This window comes from Micromonospora sp. NPDC051141 (assembly GCF_044455765.1).
GTDB lineage: Bacteria > Actinomycetota > Actinomycetes > Mycobacteriales > Micromonosporaceae > Micromonospora.
This window is the reverse complement of sequence record NZ_JBITFD010000011.1, coordinates 128,193-149,978: the sequence shown is the minus strand read 5'-3', so window position 1 is coordinate 149,978 and position 21,786 is coordinate 128,193. Positions and strand designations below refer to the sequence as shown.

25 protein-coding genes and 2 tRNA genes are annotated in these 21,786 nt (G+C 74.0%); 15 read left to right on the top strand and 12 right to left on the bottom strand.

The window, feature by feature from the left end; genetic code table 11:
- Positions 1 to 109 precede the first annotated feature (109 nt).
- Entirely contained in the window at positions 110 to 502 is a 393-nt protein-coding gene (locus ACIA6B_RS21490) for a hypothetical protein (RefSeq protein ID WP_396775698.1), read from the bottom strand.
- A 196-nt stretch (positions 503 to 698) separates the two neighbouring features.
- Here ACIA6B_RS21490 and ACIA6B_RS21485 point away from each other — a divergent pair.
- The 4 genes from ACIA6B_RS21485 (at position 699) to ACIA6B_RS21470 (ending at position 4,492) form a co-directional block, all read left to right on the top strand.
- Positions 699 to 771 (top strand) — tRNA-Asn (locus ACIA6B_RS21485).
- A 169-nt stretch (positions 772 to 940) separates the two neighbouring features.
- Entirely contained in the window at positions 941 to 3,076 is a 2,136-nt protein-coding gene (locus ACIA6B_RS21480; protein ID WP_396775696.1) for an MMPL family transporter, read from the top strand.
- Positions 3,069 to 4,301 carry an NAD(P)/FAD-dependent oxidoreductase gene (locus ACIA6B_RS21475; RefSeq protein WP_396775694.1) on the top strand — a complete coding sequence of 411 codons (1,233 nt, stop codon included), beginning with the start codon at positions 3,069 to 3,071 and terminating at the stop codon, positions 4,299 to 4,301. Before ACIA6B_RS21480 ends, ACIA6B_RS21475 begins: the two co-directional genes overlap by 8 nt.
- 114 nt (positions 4,302 to 4,415) lie before the next feature.
- A tRNA-Ile gene (locus tag ACIA6B_RS21470) sits at positions 4,416 to 4,492 on the top strand.
- A 77-nt stretch (positions 4,493 to 4,569) separates the two neighbouring features.
- On the opposite strand, the gene ACIA6B_RS21465 is transcribed toward ACIA6B_RS21470, so the two are convergent.
- Positions 4,570 to 5,319: an ALF repeat-containing protein gene (locus ACIA6B_RS21465; RefSeq protein WP_396775692.1), complete on the bottom strand. Its 750-nt coding sequence runs from the start codon at positions 5,317 to 5,319 to the stop codon at positions 4,570 to 4,572.
- A 170-nt stretch (positions 5,320 to 5,489) separates the two neighbouring features.
- Positions 5,490 to 5,753: a hypothetical protein gene (locus ACIA6B_RS21460; protein WP_396775691.1), complete on the bottom strand. Its 264-nt coding sequence runs from the start codon at positions 5,751 to 5,753 to the stop codon at positions 5,490 to 5,492.
- Between the two features lie 69 nt (positions 5,754 to 5,822).
- Here ACIA6B_RS21460 and ACIA6B_RS21455 point away from each other — a divergent pair, with 69 nt between their 5' ends.
- A complete protein-coding gene (locus ACIA6B_RS21455; RefSeq protein ID WP_396775689.1) occupies positions 5,823 to 6,413 on the top strand; it encodes a DinB family protein in 591 nt (196 codons plus the stop codon).
- Between the two features lie 202 nt (positions 6,414 to 6,615).
- Here ACIA6B_RS21455 and ACIA6B_RS21450 read toward each other — a convergent pair whose 3' ends face one another.
- Positions 6,616 to 7,239, bottom strand: coding sequence for an NAD(P)-dependent oxidoreductase (locus ACIA6B_RS21450; protein ID WP_396775687.1), 624 nt, complete (start codon positions 7,237 to 7,239; stop codon positions 6,616 to 6,618).
- Between the two features lie 102 nt (positions 7,240 to 7,341).
- Here ACIA6B_RS21450 and ACIA6B_RS21445 point away from each other — a divergent pair, with 102 nt between their 5' ends.
- Positions 7,342 to 7,731 (top strand): winged helix-turn-helix transcriptional regulator, encoded by a 390-nt coding sequence (locus ACIA6B_RS21445; protein ID WP_396775685.1) that lies wholly within the window; start codon positions 7,342 to 7,344, stop codon positions 7,729 to 7,731.
- 205 nt (positions 7,732 to 7,936) lie between these two features.
- Positions 7,937 to 8,311, top strand: a complete 375-nt coding sequence (locus ACIA6B_RS21440) for a VOC family protein (protein ID WP_396775684.1) — start codon at positions 7,937 to 7,939, stop codon at positions 8,309 to 8,311.
- Positions 8,312 to 8,361: 50 nt separating this feature from the next.
- Here the strand turns inward: ACIA6B_RS21440 and ACIA6B_RS21435 are convergent, their stop codons facing one another.
- Positions 8,362 to 8,829 (bottom strand): SRPBCC family protein, encoded by a 468-nt coding sequence (locus ACIA6B_RS21435; RefSeq protein ID WP_396775682.1) that lies wholly within the window; start codon positions 8,827 to 8,829, stop codon positions 8,362 to 8,364.
- Between the two features lie 39 nt (positions 8,830 to 8,868).
- On the opposite strand from ACIA6B_RS21435, the gene ACIA6B_RS21430 reads away from it, so the two are divergent.
- Complete coding sequence (locus ACIA6B_RS21430; protein ID WP_396775681.1) at positions 8,869 to 9,453, top strand: GNAT family N-acetyltransferase; 585 nt, start codon at positions 8,869 to 8,871, stop codon at positions 9,451 to 9,453.
- Between the two features lie 68 nt (positions 9,454 to 9,521).
- Positions 9,522 to 12,680 carry a BTAD domain-containing putative transcriptional regulator gene (locus ACIA6B_RS21425; RefSeq protein WP_396775679.1) on the top strand — a complete coding sequence of 1,053 codons (3,159 nt, stop codon included), beginning with the start codon at positions 9,522 to 9,524 and terminating at the stop codon, positions 12,678 to 12,680.
- A 138-nt stretch (positions 12,681 to 12,818) separates the two neighbouring features.
- Here ACIA6B_RS21425 and ACIA6B_RS21420 read toward each other — a convergent pair whose 3' ends face one another.
- Together ACIA6B_RS21420 and ACIA6B_RS21415 are read right to left on the bottom strand one after the other, a co-directional pair.
- Positions 12,819 to 13,643, bottom strand: a complete 825-nt coding sequence (locus ACIA6B_RS21420; RefSeq protein WP_396775677.1) for an ABC transporter permease — start codon at positions 13,641 to 13,643, stop codon at positions 12,819 to 12,821.
- Positions 13,640 to 14,596 (bottom strand): ATP-binding cassette domain-containing protein, encoded by a 957-nt coding sequence (locus tag ACIA6B_RS21415; RefSeq protein ID WP_396775676.1) that lies wholly within the window; start codon positions 14,594 to 14,596, stop codon positions 13,640 to 13,642. The genes ACIA6B_RS21420 and ACIA6B_RS21415 overlap by 4 nt, the downstream gene beginning before the upstream one ends.
- A gap of 110 nt (positions 14,597 to 14,706) precedes the next feature.
- Between ACIA6B_RS21415 and ACIA6B_RS21410 the strand changes: the two genes are divergently transcribed.
- Positions 14,707 to 15,264 carry a Uma2 family endonuclease gene (locus ACIA6B_RS21410; RefSeq protein WP_396775674.1) on the top strand — a complete coding sequence of 186 codons (558 nt, stop codon included), beginning with the start codon at positions 14,707 to 14,709 and terminating at the stop codon, positions 15,262 to 15,264.
- 61 nt (positions 15,265 to 15,325) lie between these two features.
- Positions 15,326 to 15,919, top strand: coding sequence for a biliverdin-producing heme oxygenase (locus tag ACIA6B_RS21405; RefSeq protein ID WP_396775673.1), 594 nt, complete (start codon positions 15,326 to 15,328; stop codon positions 15,917 to 15,919).
- Between the two features lie 3 nt (positions 15,920 to 15,922).
- Here ACIA6B_RS21405 and ACIA6B_RS21400 read toward each other — a convergent pair whose 3' ends face one another.
- The gene (locus tag ACIA6B_RS21400; protein ID WP_396775671.1) at positions 15,923 to 16,453 is read right to left on the bottom strand and encodes an SRPBCC family protein; all 531 of its coding nucleotides are present in this window, start codon (positions 16,451 to 16,453) and stop codon (positions 15,923 to 15,925) included.
- 2 nt (positions 16,454 to 16,455) lie between these two features.
- Positions 16,456 to 16,764 carry an ArsR/SmtB family transcription factor gene (locus ACIA6B_RS21395; RefSeq protein ID WP_396775670.1) on the bottom strand — a complete coding sequence of 103 codons (309 nt, stop codon included), beginning with the start codon at positions 16,762 to 16,764 and terminating at the stop codon, positions 16,456 to 16,458.
- Between the two features lie 65 nt (positions 16,765 to 16,829).
- On the opposite strand from ACIA6B_RS21395, the gene ACIA6B_RS21390 reads away from it, so the two are divergent.
- Positions 16,830 to 17,759 carry an LLM class F420-dependent oxidoreductase gene (locus ACIA6B_RS21390; RefSeq protein WP_396775668.1) on the top strand — a complete coding sequence of 310 codons (930 nt, stop codon included), beginning with the start codon at positions 16,830 to 16,832 and terminating at the stop codon, positions 17,757 to 17,759.
- Between the two features lie 31 nt (positions 17,760 to 17,790).
- Here ACIA6B_RS21390 and ACIA6B_RS21385 read toward each other — a convergent pair whose 3' ends face one another.
- Positions 17,791 to 18,156, bottom strand: a complete 366-nt coding sequence (locus tag ACIA6B_RS21385) for a hypothetical protein (protein WP_396775667.1) — start codon at positions 18,154 to 18,156, stop codon at positions 17,791 to 17,793.
- A 67-nt stretch (positions 18,157 to 18,223) separates the two neighbouring features.
- Here ACIA6B_RS21385 and ACIA6B_RS21380 point away from each other — a divergent pair, with 67 nt between their 5' ends.
- Positions 18,224 to 19,450 carry an FAD-binding protein gene (locus tag ACIA6B_RS21380; RefSeq protein ID WP_396775666.1) on the top strand — a complete coding sequence of 409 codons (1,227 nt, stop codon included), beginning with the start codon at positions 18,224 to 18,226 and terminating at the stop codon, positions 19,448 to 19,450.
- Positions 19,451 to 19,468: 18 nt separating this feature from the next.
- On the opposite strand, the gene ACIA6B_RS21375 is transcribed toward ACIA6B_RS21380, so the two are convergent.
- Positions 19,469 to 20,608 (bottom strand): site-2 protease family protein, encoded by a 1,140-nt coding sequence (locus ACIA6B_RS21375; RefSeq protein WP_396775664.1) that lies wholly within the window; start codon positions 20,606 to 20,608, stop codon positions 19,469 to 19,471.
- Between the two features lie 61 nt (positions 20,609 to 20,669).
- Here ACIA6B_RS21375 and ACIA6B_RS21370 point away from each other — a divergent pair, with 61 nt between their 5' ends.
- On the top strand, positions 20,670 to 20,954 hold the full coding sequence (locus tag ACIA6B_RS21370) for a hypothetical protein (RefSeq protein WP_396775662.1): 285 nt from the start codon (positions 20,670 to 20,672) through the stop codon (positions 20,952 to 20,954).
- Complete coding sequence (locus ACIA6B_RS21365) at positions 20,951 to 21,364, top strand: PIN domain-containing protein (RefSeq protein WP_396775660.1); 414 nt, start codon at positions 20,951 to 20,953, stop codon at positions 21,362 to 21,364. Before ACIA6B_RS21370 ends, ACIA6B_RS21365 begins: the two co-directional genes overlap by 4 nt.
- Here the strand turns inward: ACIA6B_RS21365 and ACIA6B_RS21360 are convergent.
- The gene (locus ACIA6B_RS21360; protein WP_396775659.1) at positions 21,361 to 21,774 is read right to left on the bottom strand and encodes a VOC family protein; all 414 of its coding nucleotides are present in this window, start codon (positions 21,772 to 21,774) and stop codon (positions 21,361 to 21,363) included. The genes ACIA6B_RS21365 and ACIA6B_RS21360 overlap by 4 nt on opposite strands.
- Positions 21,775 to 21,786 lie beyond the last annotated feature (12 nt).

Sequence of the window (21,786 nt, the reverse complement as noted above, 5' to 3'; positions counted from 1 at the left end):
CCACCGGAGAATGTGCCACACCGGCGTCACGGCGGCGTGACGTGCGGGGGGAGGACACACGGGAGCGGGCCGGTCACCCGAGGGTGAGCCGGCCCGCTGTCCGTCTGTGTCAGAGGTTGCTGCTCGTGCCGTTGGGCTTGGTGCTCGTGCCGGTCGTGGTCGAACCGGTCACGCCGGTCGAGCCCGTACCGGTGGTGCCGGCCTTGCTGCCCACCGCGGCCGGCGTGCCGGCGAACGGCTTGTCGGCGTCGCTCAGCCCCGGCTTGCTGCCGTTGCCGGTCGAGATCTTCTCGCCGATCTTGGTCTGGCCGAGCTTGTCCTTGCCCTCGGAGTAGAGCCGGGTCGCCTGAGCCTGCGCGACGCCGGCCGCCTCCTGGACGGTCGGGTGGTCGAGCACCTTACGCCCGCGGACCACCAGCTCCTCGTACTTCTCCCGGCCGGCACGGGCGCCCAGGACGAACCCCGCTGCCAGCCCGCCAAGAAACATGATCTTTCCGCGCATGGCGGCTCCTTCCGTCCCTGAACTCTGTTGGTGGCTAACTACCCATCCTGCTCGCTGCTCATGCCTGCCTGTGCCGAGATGACGATTTGTCCCGATTCTGCGCCGCCGGCAAACCCCCTGGCGCGCCACCCCCCGATGTCCTGTATTCTTTTCCCGTCGCACGGCGCGGGGAAGATCCGAGCCGCGCGGTGCACGGTCCCCTGTAGCTCAATTGGCAGAGCAGCCGGCTGTTAACCGGCAGGTTATTGGTTCGAGTCCAATCGGGGGAGCTTCGCTCCACCTCACGCCCGTCGGCCACGCCGACGGGCGTTTCTCATTGCCGGCTTCCGTACGGCCGCCCGGTTTTCGCCCGTGAACGCCGCTTCGGACGGCAGGATGGTCGGGGTCGACTTAGACTCCCGCTGCGTCGATTGTTGCGTCGATCCGAGGGTGGTGGAGATGGCCGCAGGACGCAGCCGCTGGACCGCGACGCTGGTCGCGGTGGCGGTGGTGCTCGGCTGGCTGATCGTCGGCGGCATCGCCGGCCCGTACGCCGGCAAGCTCGGCGACGTCGCCACCAACGACAACGCGTCCTTCCTCCCGGCCGACGCCGAGGCCACCCGCGCCCAGGACCTCGCCGCCGGCTTCGTCGACCGGGAGACCACCCCGGCCCTGGTCGTCTACGAGCGCACCAGCGGCATCACCGCCGCCGACCAGCAGCGCATCCAGGCCGACGCGGCCCGCTTCGCCCAGGTGCCCGGCGTGGTCGGCCCACTGCCACCGCCGGTCGTCAGCCAGGACAAGCAGGCCGCCCAGGTGATCGTCCCGATCGACAGCGCCGAGGGCGAGCAGATCCGCAGCGTGGTCGACCAGTTGCGGGCCATCACCGGCCCGGACCGCGACGGGCTCTCCGTCGACGTGGCCGGCCCGGCCGGCCTGCTCGGCGACCTGATCGAGGTGTTCTCCGCCATCGACGGGCCACTGCTGCTGGTCACCCTGGTCGTGGTGCTGATCATCCTGCTGATCGTCTACCGCAGCCCGGTGCTCTGGGTCTTCCCGCTGCTGGCCGCCGGGATGTCGTACTCGCTGGCCGCCGTGGCCGTCTACCAGCTCGCCAAGCACGACGTGGTGAAGCTCAACGGGCAGGCGCAGGGCATCCTCACCGTGCTCGTCTTCGGCGCCGGCACCGACTACGCGCTGCTGCTCATCGCCCGCTACCGGGAGGAACTGCACCGGCACGAACGACCCTGGGACGCGATGAAGGCCGCCTGGAAGGGGGCCGCCCCGGCCATCATCGCCTCCGGCGCAACCGTCATCGTCAGCCTGCTCTGCCTGCTGCTGTCCAGCCTCAACTCCAACCGGGCGCTCGGCCCGGTCAGCGCCGTCGGCATCGCCGCCACGCTGCTGGTGATGCTGACGTTCCTGCCCGCCCTGCTGGTGCTCGGCGGCCGGTGGGCGTTCTGGCCCCGGCGACCCCGGCACGACGACGCCGACCCGCGTACCGAGCACGGTCTCTGGGGGCGGATCGCCGGCTTCGTGGCACGCCGCGCGCGTACCGTCTGGATCGTCACCGCCGTGGTGCTGGCGGCCCTCGCGATCGGGGTGACCCAGCTCGGCGCCACCACGCTCGGCCAGTCCCAGCTCTTCACCCAGCGCACCGACTCGGTGGCCGGCCAGGAGGTCATCGACAGGCACTTCCCGGCCGGCACCGGCAGCCCGGCCACCATCTTCACCGAGCAGGCCGCCGCGCAGCGGGTCGCCCAGGTGGCCCAGGGCGTCAAGGGCGTCGCCTCGGTGCTGCCGCTCGGCCAGCAGGGCCAGAACGCGCCGCCCGATCCGAACGCCCCGCCCAAGGTGGTCGACGGCCGGGTGCAGCTCAACGTGACGCTCGCCGACCCGCCCGACAGCAACGGCGCCGAACAGACCATCCGGGACCTGCGCGAGGCCGTGCACGCGGTGCCCGGCGCGGACGCCGTGGTCGGCGGCTTCACCGCCATCAACGTGGACACCGCCGACGCCTCCGTCCGGGACCGCAACGTGATCATCCCGGTGGTGCTGCTGGTCATCGCGATCATCCTGGCGCTGCTGCTGCGCGCCCTGGTCGCCCCGGTGCTGCTGATCGCCACCGTGGTGCTGTCGTTCCTGGCCACGCTCGGCCTCTGCGCCCTGCTGTTCACGTACGTCTTCGACTTCCCCGGCGTCGACCAGTCCTTCCCGCTCTTCGCCTTCGTGTTCCTGGTCGCGCTCGGCATCGACTACAACATCTTCCTGATGAGCCGCGTCCGCGAGGAGTCGGTACGACGCGGCACCCGCGCCGGGGTGCTGGCCGGCCTGGCGGTCACCGGTGGCGTCATCACCTCCGCCGGCATCGTGCTCGCCGCCACGTTCTCCGCGCTCGCCGTGCTGCCACTCGTCGTGCTGGTGGAGCTGGGCGTGGCGGTCGCCGTCGGGGTGCTGCTCGACACCATCGTGGTCCGCTCACTGCTGGTGCCCGCGCTCGCGTACGACATCGGGCCGAAAGTCTGGTGGCCCAGCCGCCTGTCCCGGTCGCACCGCGACGGCGACCGGGCCGGAGCGGGGGTGGACCGTGCCTGACACCGACGTGGTGATCATCGGCGGCGGCCTGGCCGGTCTCGCCGCCGCCCGCCGGCTGCACCGCGCCGGCGTGTCGTGGCGACTGCTGGAGGCCGGCGACCGGCTCGGTGGCCGGGTCGCCACCGACGAGGTCGACGGCTTCCTGCTGGACCGCGGCTTCCAGGTGCTCAACACCGCCTACCCCCGGCTCGGCACGCTGCTCGACCTCGACGCGCTCGACCTGGGCTGGTTCACCTCCGGCGTGCTGGTACGCCGCGGCGACCGGCTGGCCCGGCTGGTCAACCCGCTGCGCGAGCCCACCGGCGCGCCCGGCGCGCTGACCGCCGGCGTCGGGTCGCTGCGCGACCGGCTGCGCCTGGCCGCGCTCGCCGCCGGCTGCGCCACGCTGCCCGTCGGGCGGCTGCTCGCCGCCGCGGAGACCAGCACCGAGACGGCGCTACGCCGGGCCGGGCTCTCCGACGCGATCATCGAGGAACTGGTCCGGCCGTTCCTGGCCGGCGTGCTGCTCGACCGCGAGCTGGCCACCTCCAGCCACGTGTTCGCGGTCATCCTGCGCTCGTTCGCCAGGGGCCGGATCGGCCTGCCCGCGCGGGGGATGGGCGCGCTGCCCCGAGCCGTCGCCGCGCCGCTGCCCGCCGAGCAGATCACGCTGCGCGCGCCGGTCACCGCAGTCGCGCCCGGCCGGGTTCGCACCGAGGCCGGCGAGATCACCTGCCGCGCCGTCGTGGTCACCGCCGACCCGCCGGCGGCGGCCACGCTGCTGCCGGCCGTCGAGCGGGTACGCATGCACGCGTACACCACCTACTACCACCGCACCGACGCGCCGCCGCTGGCCGAGCCGATCCTGCTGCTCGACGGCGACCGCCGGGAACTTGTCGTCAACACGGTGGTGATCAGCAACGCCGCCCCCACGTACGCGCCGGCCGGCCAGCACCTGGTGGCCACGTCGGTGGTCGGCCCGCAGCCCCCGCCCGAGCCGGTGATCCGCCGCGAGCTGGACCGCCTCTACGGCCGCTCCACCGCCGACTGGACCCACCTCACCACCGTCTCGGTGCCCGACGCGCTGCCGGCCGCTCCACCGCCGCAGGGCCGGCTGCGCAAGCCGGTGGCGCTCGGCGACGGCCTGTTCGTGGCCGGCGACCACCGCGACAGCCCGTCCATCCAGGGCGCGTTGGCCAGCGGGTGGCGCACCGCCGGCGCGGTGCTCGACGAGTTGCGGGGTTGATTCGGCGCTCCGCTGCGCGCTGTTATCCTCACGTTGCTCGTCGTGGGCATGGCGGCGGCGTACGCCGCCATGGCCGGTGATCGATCGGCAGGTTACGATCCGACGCGCGGTGACGGGGCGGTAGCTCAGCCGGTTAGAGCAGGGGACTCATAATCCCTCGGTCGCGGGTTCGAACCCCGCCCGCCCCACCACGCCGAACCCCAGGTCAATGACGCTGACGCTGGTCGCGCCCGGCCCGACGAGGTGCCGGGCCGGGCGTGCCCATGAGCTATGCCACGAAGCGGGCGCGGCGCCGGCGCCCGATCACGTAGCCCACGCCACCGAGGAGCAGCAGCGTGCCGCCGATGCCGGCCACGGTCGCGGTGTCGGAACCGGTTACCGGCAGCCCGCCGCCCTCGCCGCCCTCTCCACCGGGGGCACCCGGGCTGACGGAGGGGGCAGCGGTCGGCACGACCGTCGTCGAGGCGCTGGGCGTGGCGCTCGCCGTCGGCGTGGGCTGAGCCGTCGCCGTCGCCGTCGGAGTCGCTGTCGGCTGCGCCGCGCAGTCGAGCGCACGGGCGTCGTACAGGCCGGTGTTCAGGAAGGCCAGGAGAACGTCGACGGACCCGTCTTCGAGGGCCCTCTGCGTCGCGGCCCGCACGTTGGGGCCGGCGCCGGTCAAGGTTTGGACCGTCTTGACCCGCAGGTCCGTCTGCCAGGCATTTCGCACGCCCGACTTGAGGAACGCGCGCAGATCATCCGCGGTGCCGTTCAGCCGGTCCTCGATGGCCTTGGGCAGCACGGGCAACGATTCGGCTTGGGCCTCGGCCAGAAGCCGGTAGGCCAGCAACCGCAACTCGGCGTTGGTGGCGGTGTTCAGATCTATGGTGATGAGCTCGCGGAAGTCCTTGTAGACCTTGCGCTCCACCGTCTGGCAGGCCGGATCCAACCCGGACACCTGAGCCTGAGCCGCCGCCGGCGCCGCTGGAATCAGAAAAGCCAGCGCCACCAGGACGCCGGCCGACAACTTCCATCGCACGTGGATGGTCCTCCCCGTTGTAGACAAAACACGGAGATGCTACCGACAGCGGGCGGGCCGCACTGCCCCGCTCGAAGCGCGGTGAGGGAGGGCTCTGGGTGCGTTTGTGGTCGCGGGGACGACAACAGATGCACCCACATGCCGATCCTTCCGGCGGGAGGAGACGGGCGTCAGCGGTCAGCCGGACGGGGGCGCTCAGACCTGCCATCCTGCCGTCCCGGGCCCTCTGCCGGCGGCAGTGGCGCCATGCGTTCCTCGTACACCTGGATCTCGGCTCGGAAGCGGTGCGCGGCCGGATGCCAGATCTCCTCGAACGGCCCCATCACGTTGTCGCCGACACCCCGGCGGCGGACCCGGGCCGCCAGCCACGCGAGAGAGCCCAGGACGGCCGCCAGGACACCGACGACCAGCACGATCGCCAGCAGCTCCGCCACCGACCCACCATAGCGCCGATCGTCGGGGCAGGGCTGCGCCGCCAGGGTGGATGTCGCATGCTGTGCGCCATGGCGATCGTCGACCCCAAGGCCGACCTGCTCGACTACCTGCGCGGGGCGCGCAGCGTGCTGGTGTGGAAGCTCGACGGGCTGGGCGAGTACGACATCCGCCGCCCGCTGACGCCCACCCGCACGAACCTGCTGGGCCTGGTCAAGCACTCGGCCCGAGGCGAGTTCGGCTACTTCGGTGAGACCTTCGGTCGGCCGAGTGACGCCGTTCCACAGTGGCCGGCGGGCGAGGAGACGTGGCAGGCGTGGGCCCTGCCGACCGAGTCGCGCGAGTCCGTCATCGAGCTGTACCGACGCTCCTGGGCGCACGCGGACGCCACGATCGAGGCGTTGCCGCTGGACGCGGTGGGCCGGGTGCCGTGGTGGGGCGACGGCGGCGAGGTGACGCTGCACCACGTCCTGGTGCACGTGACCGCCGAGACGCAGCGCCATGCCGGCCACGCCGACATCGTCCGGGAACTGATCGACGGCATGGTCGGTCTGCTCCCCACCGTGACGAACGTGCCGGACCTGGACCCGGCGGCCATGGCTGAGCATCGGGACATGGTGGAGCGGAACGCGCGGGAGGCCGCCGGCGTCGAGGGGGACTGACTCAGGGTCGCCGGGGCTTGCGGCGGGGTGTCACCGTCCGGTGCGCGACCCGCCACCCGGCATCCGTTCGGCGGACGACGTCCTCGTACACGACGCTGCCGACGACCCGCCGGCGTGGATGCCGATCCCCTTCGACACCGCGCGAACCGTGCCGTCCACGTACTCTTCGAGGGGGACCGGACGGAGCCGGCCGGCTCGGGCGTCACGCCTCCCGGACGCTCGCGGTGCCCCGAGCGTGGCGGGGCGCCTCGATCTCGTCGAGCAGCGCGATCGCGAAGTCCGGGTAGCTGATCCGGCTGGCCGGATCGCCGTGCGCGGCGAACGCGTAGCGGCCGGTGCGGGCGCCGTCGTGGTCGAAGTCGCCGGCGGGCGCCACGTACGACCAGTCGAGGTCGCAGCGTCGCAACTCGGCGAGGCCGGCCGCGTGGCCGAGGAAGAACGGGCGGTACTCGCCCGGGTAGCCGGGCTCGTCCATCAGGGGCGCGCCGGACGGTCCGGGCAGGATCGGGGCGAGACCGACCACCACCAGGCGGCGTACGCCCGCCTCGGTCAGCCCGGCGGCCAGTGCGCGCGACGACGCGGGGAAGAAGTCCTGTGGTGGCACGGTCAGGTCCGCCGCCGCGCTGATCGCCGCGTCCTGGCCGGCGGCGGCCCGCGCCACGCTGGCCGGGTCGGTGACGTCGCCGGCCACCAGCGGCGCGTCGATCGGGTCGCGGTGGCGGGCGGGGTCGCGTACCACCGCCGTGACCTGGTGGCCGCGCCGCCGCGCCTCGGCCACGGCCCGGCGTCCGGCGCGACCGCCGGCGCCGAAGATCACGATGTTCATGAGAAGACACCTCTCACCAGGGCCGGAGCCCTGTGCCCGGCCGGTGCGCCGACGGTATCGACGGGCCTGGTTACCTCGGGGATACCGGCTATCGTGAGCCGCATGAGGCAACCGTTGCCCGCCGACATGTTCGACGAGCTGTGCCCGTCCTCGCTCAACCCGATCCGGTTCGGTGACAAGTGGGCGGCGCTCATCATCCGCTGCCTCGAAGGCGGCCCCCGGCGCTTCTCCGAGCTGCGGGTGCCGCTGCGCCGCGTCACCCCGAAGGTGCTCACCGGCTCGCTGCGCGCCCTGGAACGCGACGGTCTGGTGACGCGCACCGTCCACGCCGGACGCGCCGTCGAGTACGAGCTGACGCCGGTGGGCCGCAGCATGCTCGAACCGATCGCGGTGGCGTGCGCCTGGACCGAACGGCACTGGGACGAGCTGCTCGACGCACGCGAGTCGTACGACGCCGCGGCGTCTCCCGGCCGGCGGGCCCGGCCGGCGTGACGATTGCGACAGCCGACCGGGCCGACTAGCGTCAGCGTTCGTGAACACCGGACCGGCCCGAGGCCATGCACGGATTGGTGATCCGGTGGAGGTCTGACCGCGCCACGGGTGCGCCACGGGCACCCGCCAGGTCGGGCCCGCGGACCTCCCCGCCGCTCGCGCACCGATGGTTCCCATTCGTGTCGAGCACCGTGAGGCCAGTCAGATGACAGTTTCGTTCAACCACACCATCGTCGCCGCCCGGGACCGCCACGCGTCGGCCCGGTTCTTCCGGGAGCTGCTGGAGCTGCCGGAGGCGCCGTCCTGGGGTCCGTTCACCAACGTGCAGCTTTCCGACGGCGTGCTGCTCCAGTTCGCCGAGCCGCCGGTGGAGATCCAGATGCAGCACTACGCGTTCCTGATCGACGACGACCTGTTCGATCGGGCGTACCAGCGGCTGTGCGACCAGGGCGTCGAGCACTGGGCCGATCCGCAGATGCGTCGGCCCGGTGAGACCAACAACGAGCACGGCGGCCGGGGTGTCTACTTCAAGGACCCCGGAGGCCACGCCATCGAGCTGATCACCCGCCCGTACCTGTAGTTCGGCCGGTAGTGCCGGCCGGACGCCGAAACCGGTGCCCGGCCGGCACGTCAGCGTGCCGACTCGACGTACGCGGCCAGGTTGGCCAGCGAGGACGCGATGCCCTCCTCGTGCACCGCCTGGTCGATGCCGGGTGGCACGCCGGTCGCGGTGACGGTCACCTCGGTCGCGTCGCCGACCGCGGCCAGGTGCCAGGTCAGGGTCATGGTCCCCGCGTACGCCGGGTCGTCGGCCTCGAACACCGCGGTCTGCACCACCCGTTCCGACCGGACCAGGTCGGCGAACCCGACGTCGACGACGTCCGTCGCGTCCGACGTCTTGCCCGGGCTGCCGGTCGGGTCGAGGTAGGTGAGCGCCATCCGGAAGCCGCCACCGGGGCGGGGGTCCCACCGCTCGATCCGCCCGCGCATGCCGTCCGGCGGCAGCCACGCCTCCAGCGCCTCCCGGTGCAGAAGCGCGTCGTAGACCGTCGCCGGCGTCGCGGCGATCGTCCTGCGCGCCCGATCGATCCTGCTCACCACTCGATTCTAGGAGCCGGCCGAGTGGAGGATGGGCGGGTGAGATTTCCCCTCTCGACGCCGCCCGCCATTCCGGCCGGCACGCTCGCGTCAGGTCCGCAGCCGACGCTCACCGTCGGCGACGACCTCGTCCTGCGGCCCTGGCAGGCGTCCGACGCGTCGGCGTTCCTCGCCGCCTACCAGGATCCCGAGATCCGCCGCTGGCACACCCGCCGACCCGACTCCGAGGAGCAGGTCCGCGAGTGGTTCGCGTACTACCGCCAGGCGTGGCGTCAGGAGACGGCGGCGAGCTGGGCGATGACGTACGGCGGCGGAGAGCCGCTGGGGCGCATGGTGCTGGGCGCCATGGACCTCGCGGACGGGGTGGCGGTGTGCGCGTACTGGGTGGTGCCGGCCGCCCGCGGCGCGGGCGTGGCCTCCCGGTCGTTGCGGGCGGTGGGTGACTGGGCGCTCGGCGCCGGCTTCCACCGTCTCGAACTCGACCACTCGACCCGCAACCAGGCGTCCTGCCGGGTCGCCGACAAGGCCGGATTCCGGGCCGAGGGCACCAGGCGCAACGCGGCCGTCCACCCGGACGGACGGCACGACATGCACCTGCACGCCCGCGTCCGCGGCGACGCGTAGTCGAGCCGGACAGAGGCTGCCACGGGCGTGCCGCGCTCGGCTGGTCGCGTGGATGAGAGAGTGACGGCGTGCGGGTGGGGATCCTCGGGCCGCTGGAGGTCCGCGACGGCGAACAGACCGTCGACGTCGCCGGTGCCCGGCTGCGGGCGCTGCTGATCCGTCTCGCCCTGGACCCGGGCCGCCCGGTGAGCGTGCCGGCGCTGGCCGAGGCGCTCTGGGCGGACGCGCCGCCCGCCGACACCGCGAACGCCGTGCAGACGCTGGTGTCCCGGCTGCGCCGCGCGGTGCCCGGGCTCGGGGTACGCAGCGGCCCGACCGGGTACCGGCTCGACCTGGCCCCGGACGACGTGGACGCGGAGCGGTTCGCGCGGCTGGCCCGCCAGGGTCGGGAGGCGCTGCGCGACGGCGACCCGCAGCGGGCGCTCGGGTCACTGCGGGACGCGCTGGGACTGTGGCGCGGCCCCGCGCTGGCCGAGGTCGCGGACGCCCCGTACGCGGACGCCGCCGTGGCGCGCCTGGCGGAGCTGCGGCTCACCGCCCAGGAGGACCGGATCGAGGCGGAGCTGCGGATCGGCCGGCCGGAACTGCTGGTGGCCGAGCTGGACGAGCTGACCGCCGCGCACCCGCTGCGGGAGCGGCTGGCCGCGCTGCGCCTGCGGGCGTTGGCCGCCGCCGGTCGGCCGGCCGAGGCGCTGGCCGCGTACGAGCGGATCCGGGAGCGGCTCGCCGAGGAGTTGGGGGTGGACCCCTCGCCCGAGCTGCGGGCCGCGCACCTGGCGTTGTTGCGGGGCGAGGCGGCCCCACCACCGGCGCCCGCCGGGCGGCGGGGGAACCTGCGCGCCGCGCTCACCACGTTCGTCGGGCGGGACGACGACCTGCGTCGGCTCACCGGGCTGCTCGCCGGCAACCGGCTGGTCACGCTGCTCGGGCCGGGCGGCGCCGGCAAGACCCGGCTGGCGAGCGTGGCGGCCGGCCGGCTGGCGGACCGCGTACCGGGTGGGGCCTGGCTGGTCGAGCTGGCCCCGATCACCGACCCGGCGGACGTGCCCCGCGCCGTGCTCGACACGCTGGGTCGCCGGGAGCGGGCGCTGGAACCGGCCCGGACCCCGATCCGCGACACGCTCGGCCGGCTGGTCGACGCGCTCGCCGCCGACGAGACGCTGATCGTGCTGGACAACTGCGAGCACGTCGTCGAGGCCGCCGCCCGGCTCGCCGAGGAGCTGCTCGGCCGCTGCCCGGGGCTGCGTGTGCTGGCCACGTCCCGCGAGCCGCTCGGCATCGTCGGCGAGGCGCTGGATCCCGTACCGCCGCTGCGCCTGCCGCCGGCGGACGTGTCGCCGGCCGACGCGGTCGCGTACCCCTCGGTGCAGTTGCTGCGGGACCGGGCCGGGGCCGTGCGGGCCGGGTTCACGGTGACCGACGACAACGTCGCCGACGTGGTGGAGATCTGCCGCCGCCTGGACGGCCTGCCGCTCGCCATCGAACTGGCCGCGGCGCGGCTGCGGACGCTGTCGCCGCGGCAGGTCGCCGCCGGCCTGGACGACCGGTTCCGGCTGCTGACCGGCGGCAGCCGGACCGCGCTGCCCCGGCACCGGACGCTGCGTGCGGTGGTGGACTGGAGCTGGGGGTTGCTCACCGGCGACGAGCGCCGGCTCGCCGAACGGCTCGCCGTGTTCCCGGCCTCGGTCACCGCCGAGTCGGCGGCCGGCGTCGCCGGCCCGGCCGCCGCCGCGCTGCTCGACGCGCTCGTCGACAAGTCGCTGCTCCAGGTGGTCGGCGACGGGCGGTTCCGGATGCTGGAGACCATCCGGGAGTACGGCCTGGAGCGGCTCGTCGCGGCCGGCGGCGCCGCCGAGGCGCGGGCCGCGCACGCCGCGTACTTCCGGGACCTGGTGGTGACCGCGGAGCCGCACCTGCGCACCGCCGGCCAGCTCCCCTGGCTGCGGATGCTGGCGGCGGAGCGGGAGAACATCGTCGGCGCGCTGCACTTCGCCTGCGACGCCGGGGACGCCGACACCGCGCTGCGGATCGGCGCCGGGCTGGCGCTGCCGCTGATCATCTGGGGTGACGACGGCGGGATCGGCGGCGACGTGCTGGCCCGCGCGCTCGCGCTGCCCGGCCCGGCGCCGGCGGCGGAGCGGGCCGTGGTGCTCGCCATCCGCATGATCACGGAGATGTTCCACAGCGCCCGTGAGCCCACGCCGGAGCGGATCGCGGAGCTGACCGACGCGGTCCGTGCCGCGCAGGGGACCGGGCATCCGCTGGTGGCGCTGCTCGAACCGGCCCTGTCGATGTTCACCGACGACACCGCCGCCGGGATCGCGGCGGTGGACCGCGCCCGTGGGCACCCCGACCCGTGGACCGACGGCACGCTGCTCACCATGCGCGGCCAGATCCGGGAGAACGACGGCGACGCCGAGGGCATGCTGCGCGACCTGACCGGGGCGGTCGCGGAGCTGCGGGTGGTCGGCGAACGCTGGAGCCTGTCGATGGTGCTGAGCCAGTACGCCGACGCGCTGACCAAGCGCGGTGACTTCCCGGCGGCCACGGCCGCGCTGGAGGAGTCGGCGCGGCTGGTCCGCGAACTGAACCCGAGCGCCGAGCCGGGCTTCCAGTTGATCTGGCTGGCCGCCATCCGGGCCCGGTCCGGGGACGTGGCCGGCGCCAAGGCGGAACTGCGCCGGTTCGTGGCCGACCGGGAGGCCGACCGGGAGGGCCGGGACGCCGCGTTCGCGTTGATGATGCTCGGCGACATCGCCCGGATCGAGGGTTCCCTCGACGAGGCGGCGCAGTGTTTCGCGGAGGCGATGCGCCGCCAGGACGAGGCGCCGCTCGTCGCGCCGCAGTTCCGGGGGCTGCTGTTGGCCGCGATGGCGAACCTCGCGCTCGCCCGGGGCGACGTGCCGGGTGCGCGTCGCTGCCTGTCCGAGGCCACCGCCCGAGGGCTCGCCGCCCGGGACATGCCGGTGGTCGCGATCATCGCGGTCGGCTGGGTGGCGGTCGCCGCGGCGGAGGGCCGGTACGAGCGGGCCGCCGAACTGCTCGGCACGTCCGACTCGCTGCGCGGCTGGCCGGACCGGTCCAACCCGGACGCGCAGCGGCTCGCCGAGCGGCTGCGCGCCGAGCTGGGCGACGACGGGTACGCCGCCGCGTACGCCCGGGGGCACGGCCTGAGCCGGGCCGCCGCCCTGGCGTCCGTGAGCGGCGACCCGGCCCGGACGGCCTGAGCCGGCCGCCGCCCCGGTGAGCGGCGACCCGGCTCGGTGAGACGGCCGCCGCCCCGGCGTTCGCGGGGCGGCGACCCGACTCGGTGTGGCCGGTCGGGCCCCGACCCGTGGGACGGCGGCCCGACCCGGCGCGGCCGGTCAGGCGCGGCGTCGGTAGGCCCGCACGGCCAGCGGCGCGCAGACCGCGATGATCGCCACGGTCCAGATCAGTGACCGGGTCACCGGCCCGGCGACCGGACCACCGAGGATCAGGCCCCGCGCCGCGGTCATCACGTCGGCCACCGGGTTCACGCCGACCCACCACTGCAACCAGCCGGGCATCGTGTCGGCCGGCGCCATCATGTTGGTGCCGAACGTCAGCGGGAACATCACCAGGAACGCGGTCCCCTGCACCGCGCTCGGGCTGCGCATCAGCACGCCGAGCAGCACCCCGACCCAGCTCACCGCGAACGCGAACGCGATGGTCAGCAGGCACGCCGCCAGCGTGGACAGCGGATCGGTGCCGATCCGGAAGCCGATGGCGTAGCCGAACGTGAACAGCACCACGATCGAGACCACGAACCGCACCAGGTCGCCGACCACCGAGCCGACGAGCGGCGCGGACCGGGCGATGGGCAGGCTGCGGAACCTGTCGAAGACGCCCTTCTCGATGTCGGTGTTGAGGCTGACGCCGGTCGCGACGGACGCGAACAGCACGGTCTGCACCATGATCGCCGGGAGCAGGAACTCCAGGTACGCGTGCTGCGAGCCGGAGATCGCGCCGCCCAACAGGTAGACGAAGATCAGCACGAAGACGATCGGTTGCAGCGTCACGTCGAGGAGTTGCTCCGGCGTGCGGAGCGTCTTGATCAGGCTGCGGCCGGCGAGCGCGAGGCTGTGCCGGACCAGCCCGAACGGGCGGGCGCCGGGCCGGGGCGCACGGGTCCGGGGCGGCGTCGCCGCCGGGTGCGTGGTCGTGGTCATGCCGCCACCTCCGTGGGCTGTTCGGCGCCGTGGCCGGTCAACGTGAAGAACACCTCGTCCAGGCTGGGCAGCCGGAGCGCCAGCTCGACCACCCCGATGCCGGCGTCGTCGAGCCGGCGCACCACCGCGGTGAACGCCGCGTCGCCCTCCACCGGCACGGTGAGCAGGCCGGGCCGGGGGAGTTCGGGTTCGGCGCCGGTGCCGGCGCGCAGGATGTCGGCGACCTCGCCGATCCGCTCCGGCTCGGTCGGCCGGACCACGATGGTCTGGCTGCCGGCGATGCGCTTCAGCTCGGCCGGTGTGCCGTGGGCGATCACCCGGCCGTGGTCGATCACCGAGATCTCGTCGGCCAGCGCGTCCGCCTCGTCCAGGTACTGCGTGGTGAGCAGCACCGTCGAGCCGTCGTCGACGAGCGAGCGGACCACCCCCCACATCTCCTCGCGCTTGGCCGGGTCCAGGCCGGTCGTCGGCTCGTCCAGGTAGATCACCTCCGGCCGGCCGACCAGGCTCGCGGCCAGGTCCAGCCGGCGGCGCATGCCACCGGAGTACGTCTTGGCCGGCCGTCCGGCGGCGGCGGTCAGGTCGAACCAGGCGAGCAGTTCGGCCGCCCGCGCCCGGGCGTCGCGCCGGCTCAGGTCCAGCAGTCGGCCGATCAGCACCAGGTTCTGCGTACCGGTCAGGTCCTCGTCGACCGACGCGTACTGCCCGGTCAGCCCGATCAGCCGCCGGACCCGGGCGGCGTCGGCGACCACGTCGTGGCCGCCGACGGTGGCCCGCCCCCCGTCCGGGCGCAGCAGCGTGGCGAGGATGCGTACCGCGGTGGTCTTGCCGGCGCCGTTCGGCCCCAGCACCCCCAGCACGGTCCCCCGTCGTGCGGCGAGGTCGATCCCGGCCAGCGCGGTCGTCGAACCGAACCGCTTGACCAGGCCCTCCGCCTCGAATGCGTAACTCATGGCACCGACCATGGCGGGCGTCGCTGGCAGCGCGCGCACACGACGCTGACACCGGTACGCACACCGCGCCGCCGACCGCCAGGAGGCGCTCGCTCGCCTAGGATGGCGGCATGAGCGCTGAGGCTGTCGGCATGCACATGCCCGCCGTCGTGACGCTCGACGACGTGGCGTCGATGAACGCCGCCGACCCGAACGGTCACCGCTACGAGACCAGCCCCGAGGGGGTCCTGTCGGTCATGCCGCCGTCCGACTCGGAGCACGCGATCATCGCGAGCCGCCTCTTCGCCTGGCTGATCATGGCCGGCTGGCCCGCCGAGCAGGTGCTTCAGGCGGTCGGCGTCCGGGTTCCCGGGCCGAACGGGGACGGCGGCCGAATTCCCGACCTGACGGTGTGGCGGAAGCCGCCCGGCCGTGGCATCTGGTCACCCGTGACCGACCTCGTGCTGGCGGTGGAGATCGTCTCGCCCGGCTCGGAGGCGATGGATTCGGTGACCAAGGTCCGGGAGTACGCCTCGGCCGGCATCCCGCGCTACTGGGTGGTCGAACGGGACGGCCCGCAGACCGTCACGCTCCACGAGCTGACCGGCGACGGCCGGTACGCCGAACACGCCCGGATGCCGCTGGCCTGGCTGTTGCAGACCATACCCGCCGACCACCTGGACCGGTGAACGGCCGACCCGGTGACGGTGGCGATGTGCGCCGCCCGGCCCGACTGGGCATACTCGCCGGATGTCCGATCAGTCGCGACGCCCGGCGGCGTCGCCGATGCTGGCCGCGCTGCGCGACGGCACCCGCGACCACCACGCCGCGGTGGAACGGCGGCTCGGCCTGCCCGACCGGATCCGCACTCGAAGTGATCTGGCCGCCGCGCTGGTCGGGCTGCTCGCCGCCTGGTCGCCGCTGGAGCGGGAGCTCGCCGCCGCCGACTGGTCCGGGCTCCCGCTCGACCCCCGGTTGGGCGCGGCCATCGCGCTGCTCCGCGCCGACCTGACCGCCCTCGGCGTCGCGCCGGACCGGCCGGTCGCCGGTTCGTCGGGCCTCCGCTTCGACACCCTCGCCCGGGCGGTCGGCGGCCGGTACGTCCTGCTCGGCAGCGCCCTGGGCGGCAGCGTCATCGCGCCGGAGGTGGAGCGCCGGCTGGGGCTGGCCGAGGGGGAGGCGACCCGGTTCTTCCGCCGCAGCGGTGGCTCGCCGGGGCGCGACTGGCGGGACTTCCGGCGCGCGCTGGCCGGGCGGGAGTGGGCGGCAGCGGAGCTGCGGGACGCCGCCGAGGCGGCCCGGCGGACCTTCGACGTGGTGGGCGACGCCGCTCGCGCGGCCTGAGCCTCAGGGGCGGTCCAGGCGCTCGGCGTACGCGTCGCGCAGCGCCGCCCAGTCGAACTCCTTCGCCTCCGCCCCGCGGATCGGGCCGACCGGGTCGCCGTCGAGCAGGTGCCCGGCGACGTCCAGGCAGAGGTGCCAGCCGGCGGCCACCATCGGGGCCAGGTCGGGTCGGTCGATCCGGTGCCGCAGCGTGAGCGTGGTGCCGGCGTCGGTCGGGGTCAGCTCCCAGCGGAGCAGGGCGGTGCCCCAGGTGTACTCCAGCACGTGCGGGCGGTCCGCGCGCAGGATCGTGGCCGGCGCCGGGTGCGCCCGGTCGCCGTCGACCGTGCGGAGCGTGGTCTCGCCGGGGCTGCCCAGATCGCGGTCGGCCAGGAACGGGGCCCACTCGGCGAGCTGCGCCGGGTCGGTCAGCGCGGCCCAGACCCGCTCGGGCGGGTGCCGCAGGCCGCGGACGAGGACCAGGTCCCACCGGTCGTCGACCGGCACCCGGTCGACGTCGGCGAGCGGGCCGGGGCGGAAGCTGTCACGCTGCATCGTCACTCCTGACGGTCGAGATGGCGCTCCAGGGCGTCGAGGTGTTCGGTCCACATCAGCCGGTACGGCCCGAGCCAGTCGTCCACCGCTCGCAGCGGCCCGGTGTCGACCCGGTAGATCCGCCGTTGGGCCGCGCTGCGGCAGGTGACCAGGCCCGCCTCGCGCAGCACCCGGAGGTGTTTGGAGACGGTCGGCTGGCTCATGCCCAGCGCGTCCACCAGGTCGCCGACGCTGCTCTCCGCCCGGCGCAGCCGGTCGAGGATGCGGCGGCGGGCGGGCTCGGCCAGTACGGCGAAGGTGTCCCCGGGCATCCACCCAATATGCCACACCGGTTATATGTCTGTGGGGGCATGAAGGGTGTCCCTATGCTCGGGTCATGGAACTGCGGATCTTCACCGAACCCCAGCAGGGGGCCAGCTACGACCGGTTGCTCGTCGTGGCGCGACGCGCGGAGGAGACCGGCTTCGCCGCGTTCTTCCGCTCCGACCACTACCTGAAAATGGGCTCGGTGAGCGGCGATCCCGGACCGACCGACGCCTGGACCACGCTCGCCGGCCTGGCCCGGGACACCACCCGGATCCGGCTCGGCACGCTGATGAGCGCCGCCACGTTCCGGCTGCCCGGCCCGCTCGCCATCACCGTGGCGCAGGTCGACCAGATGAGCGGCGGCCGGGTCGAGCTGGGCATCGGCGCCGGCTGGTACGCCGAGGAGCACGCCGCGTACGGCATCCCGTTCCCGCCGGTGGGCGAGCGGTTCGACCGACTGGAGGAGCAACTCGCGGTCATCACCGGACTCTGGTCCACCCCGGCCGGCGCGACGTTCGACTTCCCCGGCACGTACTACCCGGTCACCGACTCGCCGGCGCTGCCCAAGCCGGTGCAGCGGCCCCGCCCACCGGTCCTGCTCGGCGGTCGCGGCCCGAAGCGCACGCCCGGCCTGGCCGCCCGGTACGCCGACGAGTTCAACATGCCGTTCGCCTCGGTCGACGACACGACGGCCCAGTTCCGGCGGGTGCGGGACGCCTGCGCCGAGATCGACCGGGACCCGGCCACGATGACCTGGTCCAACGCGCTGGTGCTCTGCTGCGGCCGGAACGACGCCGAGGTGGCCCGGCGTGCCGAGGCGATCGGCCGGGAGCCCGCCGAACTGCGCGCGAACGGCGCCGCGGGCACGCCCGCCGAGGTGGTCGACACGCTCGGCCGGTACGCCGAGGTGGGCAGCAGCCGGATCTACCTCCAGGTGCTCGACCTGGCCGACCTGGACCACCTGGAACTGGTCGCCGCCGAGGTGATGCCGCAGCTCTGAGCGGGGACCCGCGACCCGGGCCCGGGGGCGGTCAGCCCGTCGGCGCCCGCCGGATCGTGTCGAGCCGGCCGTCACGGTCGCTGTCCAGGTACGTCAGGTCCGGGACGCCGTCGCCGTCCAGGTCGACCTGCACCACGTCGGCCACGCCGTCGCCGTCCAGGTCGATGACCACCTCGACGGAGCCGTCCAGATGCCGGGTCACGATCGACCGGCCCGGCCCCTCGCGCGGCGGCGGCCCCGGGTGGGGCACCGGGTCCGGCTCGGGTTCCGGCGTCGGCGCCGGCGCGGTCAGGCCCGGTCCGGCCTCGGTCAGGTCGGGGCCGACGCCGGTCGGGTCGATCTCCTCCTCCGACGGGTACACGTCGCCGCGGAGGCTCGGGTCGCGGTAGCTGCTCATCCGTCCAGGGTTCCCGCTGCGACCCCGAAGCAACCCTGCCCGCGCCGGATGGCGGATGATGCAGCGCATGACCGACACCAACTGGGCCGGCAACGTCCGTTGGTCGGCCCGGACCCGGCACCGGCCGACCTCCCTCGACGAACTGCGCCGGCTGGTCGCCGGGGCGGACCGGATTCGGGCCGTCGGCACCGGCCACTCGTTCAACCGGCTCGGCGACACCACGGGCGTCCAGGTCGCGCTGGACGGGTTGCCGCCCACCGTCGCGCTCGACCCCGACCGCGGCACCGTCACGGTCGCCGCCGGCCTGCGCCACGGCGACCTGGCCACCACCCTGCACGCCCAGGGGTACGCGCTGGCGAACCTCGCCTCGCTGCCGCACATCTCGGTGGCCGGCTCGGTCGCCACCGCCACCCACGGCTCCGGCGTCGCCAACCGCAACCTGGCCGCCGCCGTCGCCGCGGTGGAACTGGTCACCGCCGACGGTGACCTGCTCACCGTCGACCGGACCGACAGCCGGTTCGCCGGCCTGGTGGTCAACCTCGGCGCGCTGGGCGTGGTCACCCGGCTCACGCTCGACGTGGTCCCCACCTTCACGATCCGGCAGTACGTCCGGCTCGGCCTGCCCCGCGCCGCGCTCGACGAGGCGCTGGACGCCGCGTACAGCGTCAGCGTCTTCACCGGCTGGCGGTCGGCGCGCTTCGACCAGGTGTGGGTCAAGCAGCGTGCCGACCAGGTGCCGCCGCCGGCCGACTGGCTGGACACCGAGGCGGCCGAGACACCGCAGCACCCGGTGCCGGGCATGTCACCCGAGCACTGCACCGCCCAGTTCGGCGAGCCCGGGCCGTGGCACGAGCGGCTGCCGCACTTCCGGCTCGGCTTCACCCCGAGCAGCGGCGACGAGTTGCAGTCCGAGTGGCACGTGGCCCGCGCCGACGCGGCGGCGGCGCTCGCCGCGCTCGACCCGGTCGCCGAGCGGATCGCCGCCGTGCTCCAGATCTGCGAGCTGCGTACGGTGGCCGCCGACGAGCTGTGGCTGAGCCCGAACTTCCGCCGGGACACGCTGGCGCTGCACTTCACCTGGATCGGCGACCCGGCGGCGGTCGCGCCGGTGCTGACCGAGGTGGAGCAGCGGCTCGCCCCGTTCGCGCCGCGCCCGCACTGGGGCAAGCTGTTCGACCGGGACCCGGCCGCCGCGTACCCCCGGCACGCCGACTTCGTCGCGCTGCTGCGCGAGTTCGACCCGGCCGGGAAGTTCCGCACCGCGGAGCTGGACCGCTACTTCCCCCGCGACTGACGGCCCACCGCGCGGCGGTCAGCGACCGGCGGACGTCTGCTGGCGCAGGCTGCCGCGCTGCACCGCGCGGCTGATGTCGCTGGGCGAGACGATCCCGACCAACTGGTCGTCGATCACCACAAGCGCCCGGCCGTCGGTGCACTCGTTGAGCCGGGGGAGCAGGTCGGTGAGCTGTTCCTCCGGGCGGGCGAGCACCATCTCGTCGGCCCGGCAGGACACCTCGGCCAGCGTGGTGGACGCGCGGCGGTCCGGCGCGGTGCCGCGTACCCGGTCGAGGGTGACCAGGCCGACCGGCCGGCCGTCGGCGGTCAGCGGCAGCGCCGAGTGCCGGTACGCGAACAGGTAGTGGTCGACGAAGTCGGCCACGGTCAGGTCGCCGGACGCGGTCTGCGGCTGCGGCGTCATGACGTCGCCGACCCGGACGCCGCGCAACGCGTCGCCGACGCGCGCCTGCCGCTCCTCCTGCCCGGCCGCGCCGATCAGGAACCAACCGATAAGCGCCAGCCAGAGCCCGCCGAACCCGGCGCCGCTGAGGAACCGCCACAGCCCGAGCCCGATCAGCACGATGCCCAGCACCCGGCCGGCGCCGGCGGCCACCACCGAGGCGCGGGTCCGGTCGCCGGTGGCCTTCCACACCGCCGCCCGCAGCAACCGGCCACCGTCCAGCGGCGCGGCCGGCAGCACGTTGAAGAGCGCCAGCAGCACGTTGATGCCGGCCAGCCAGGAGAGCGCGCCGAGCAGCAGACCGTGCCCGCCGGCCACCGCGACGGCCACCGCGATCGCGCCGAACACCACACCGATGATCAGGCTGACCAGCGGCCCGACGCCGGCGATCCGCAGCTCGGCGCCGGGATCCCTCGCCTCGCCCTTCAGCTCGGCGACACCGCCGAAGAGCCAGAGCGTGATGCCCTCGACCTCGATGCCGTTGCGCTTGGCCACCACCGCGTGCGACACCTCGTGGGCGAGCAGCCCGAGGAAGAAGACCACCGCGGCGGCCAGGCCGGCCGCGACGTAGGCGATCGTGGAGTGGCCGGGGTACGAGCGCGGGAACAGGCTGGCCGAGAGCGTCCAGGCGATCAGCACGAAGATGACCAGGACACTCCAGTTGACGCCGACGGGAACGCCCGCGACCCGGCCGAGCCGGAAACTCGCCCTCATCGCTCCGTCTTACCCAGCGCGCCGCTCCGGTAACGGAGTATGCGCCGACTATGCTGAGAGTATGACGCGGCGTATCACCATCAGCCTTCCCGACGACGTCGCCGAGTACGTCGAGCGCTCACACGGCACGACGTCCGGCTTCATCGCGGACGTCCTGCGGCGGAAGATGCGGGCGGACGGGCTGCGGGCGCGTTGGGCTGAGCACGGATACGTGGTCACCGACGAAGACGTCGAACGCGCGCGCCGCCGGTTGGCGGAGCGACCGCCGATCACCGACGAGCAACACGACCGGAACATGCGGTGGCTCCGCCAGTTCGGCGACGACGAGGGCTCGGCGGCGGCGTGAACGGGCTCGTCCTGGACACCTCCGCCCTGCTCGCGTACGCGTCGGGGGACAGTGTCGAGCCCGGTGCGCTGCTGACCCTCGCCCAGGAGGACCCGGAGCAGGAGGTCTGGATCCCGGCGCTCTGCCTGGGCCAGGCGCAGCTCCAACTGGCCGGAACGCCGGCCACCGACCTGCTCGACCTGCTCCTCGACGCCGACCGGGACATCCGGGTCGCGGTGTACGACGGCCCGACCAGTCGGCGGGTGGCCCGGATCGCGGCGAGCGGCAAGGTGCCCCTCGACGTGGCCCACGCCGTCGCCACCGCTGTCCTCTACCGCTGTTACCTGGTGACTCGGGACGCCTCGACGGTGGCTGCGGTGGCCCCACCCGACCTGGAACTCCTCGACATTTCCGACTCCTGGGAGTCCTAGCGGTGGCAGACCGCCTCCAGGTTGATGCCGTGCGGGTCCCGCACGAAGGCGCCGTAGTAGTCGTCGTGGTATTCGGGATGCACGGCGGGCGTCAGCAGTGACGTGGCACCGGCGTCGAGCGCGGCGCGGTGGAAGGTGGCGACGTCCTCGCGGGTGTCGACGGTGAAGGCCAGGTGCATGTTCGTGCCGACCGTGCCGCCGTCGATCAGCCAGAAGTACGGCTTCACCCCGGCCAGCCCGAAGCCGGTCATCGCCGTCGGCTGGTTCGGGGTGGCGTTCGGCGGGATCTGGAGCATCTTGGTGATCCCGATACTGGCCAGCACGGGCTCGTAGAAGGCCACCGCGGCGGCGAGGTCGGGCACGGCGACGTTGAGGTGGTCGATTCTGGACCCGGAGCGATCAAGACTCATGGCCCGAGCTTG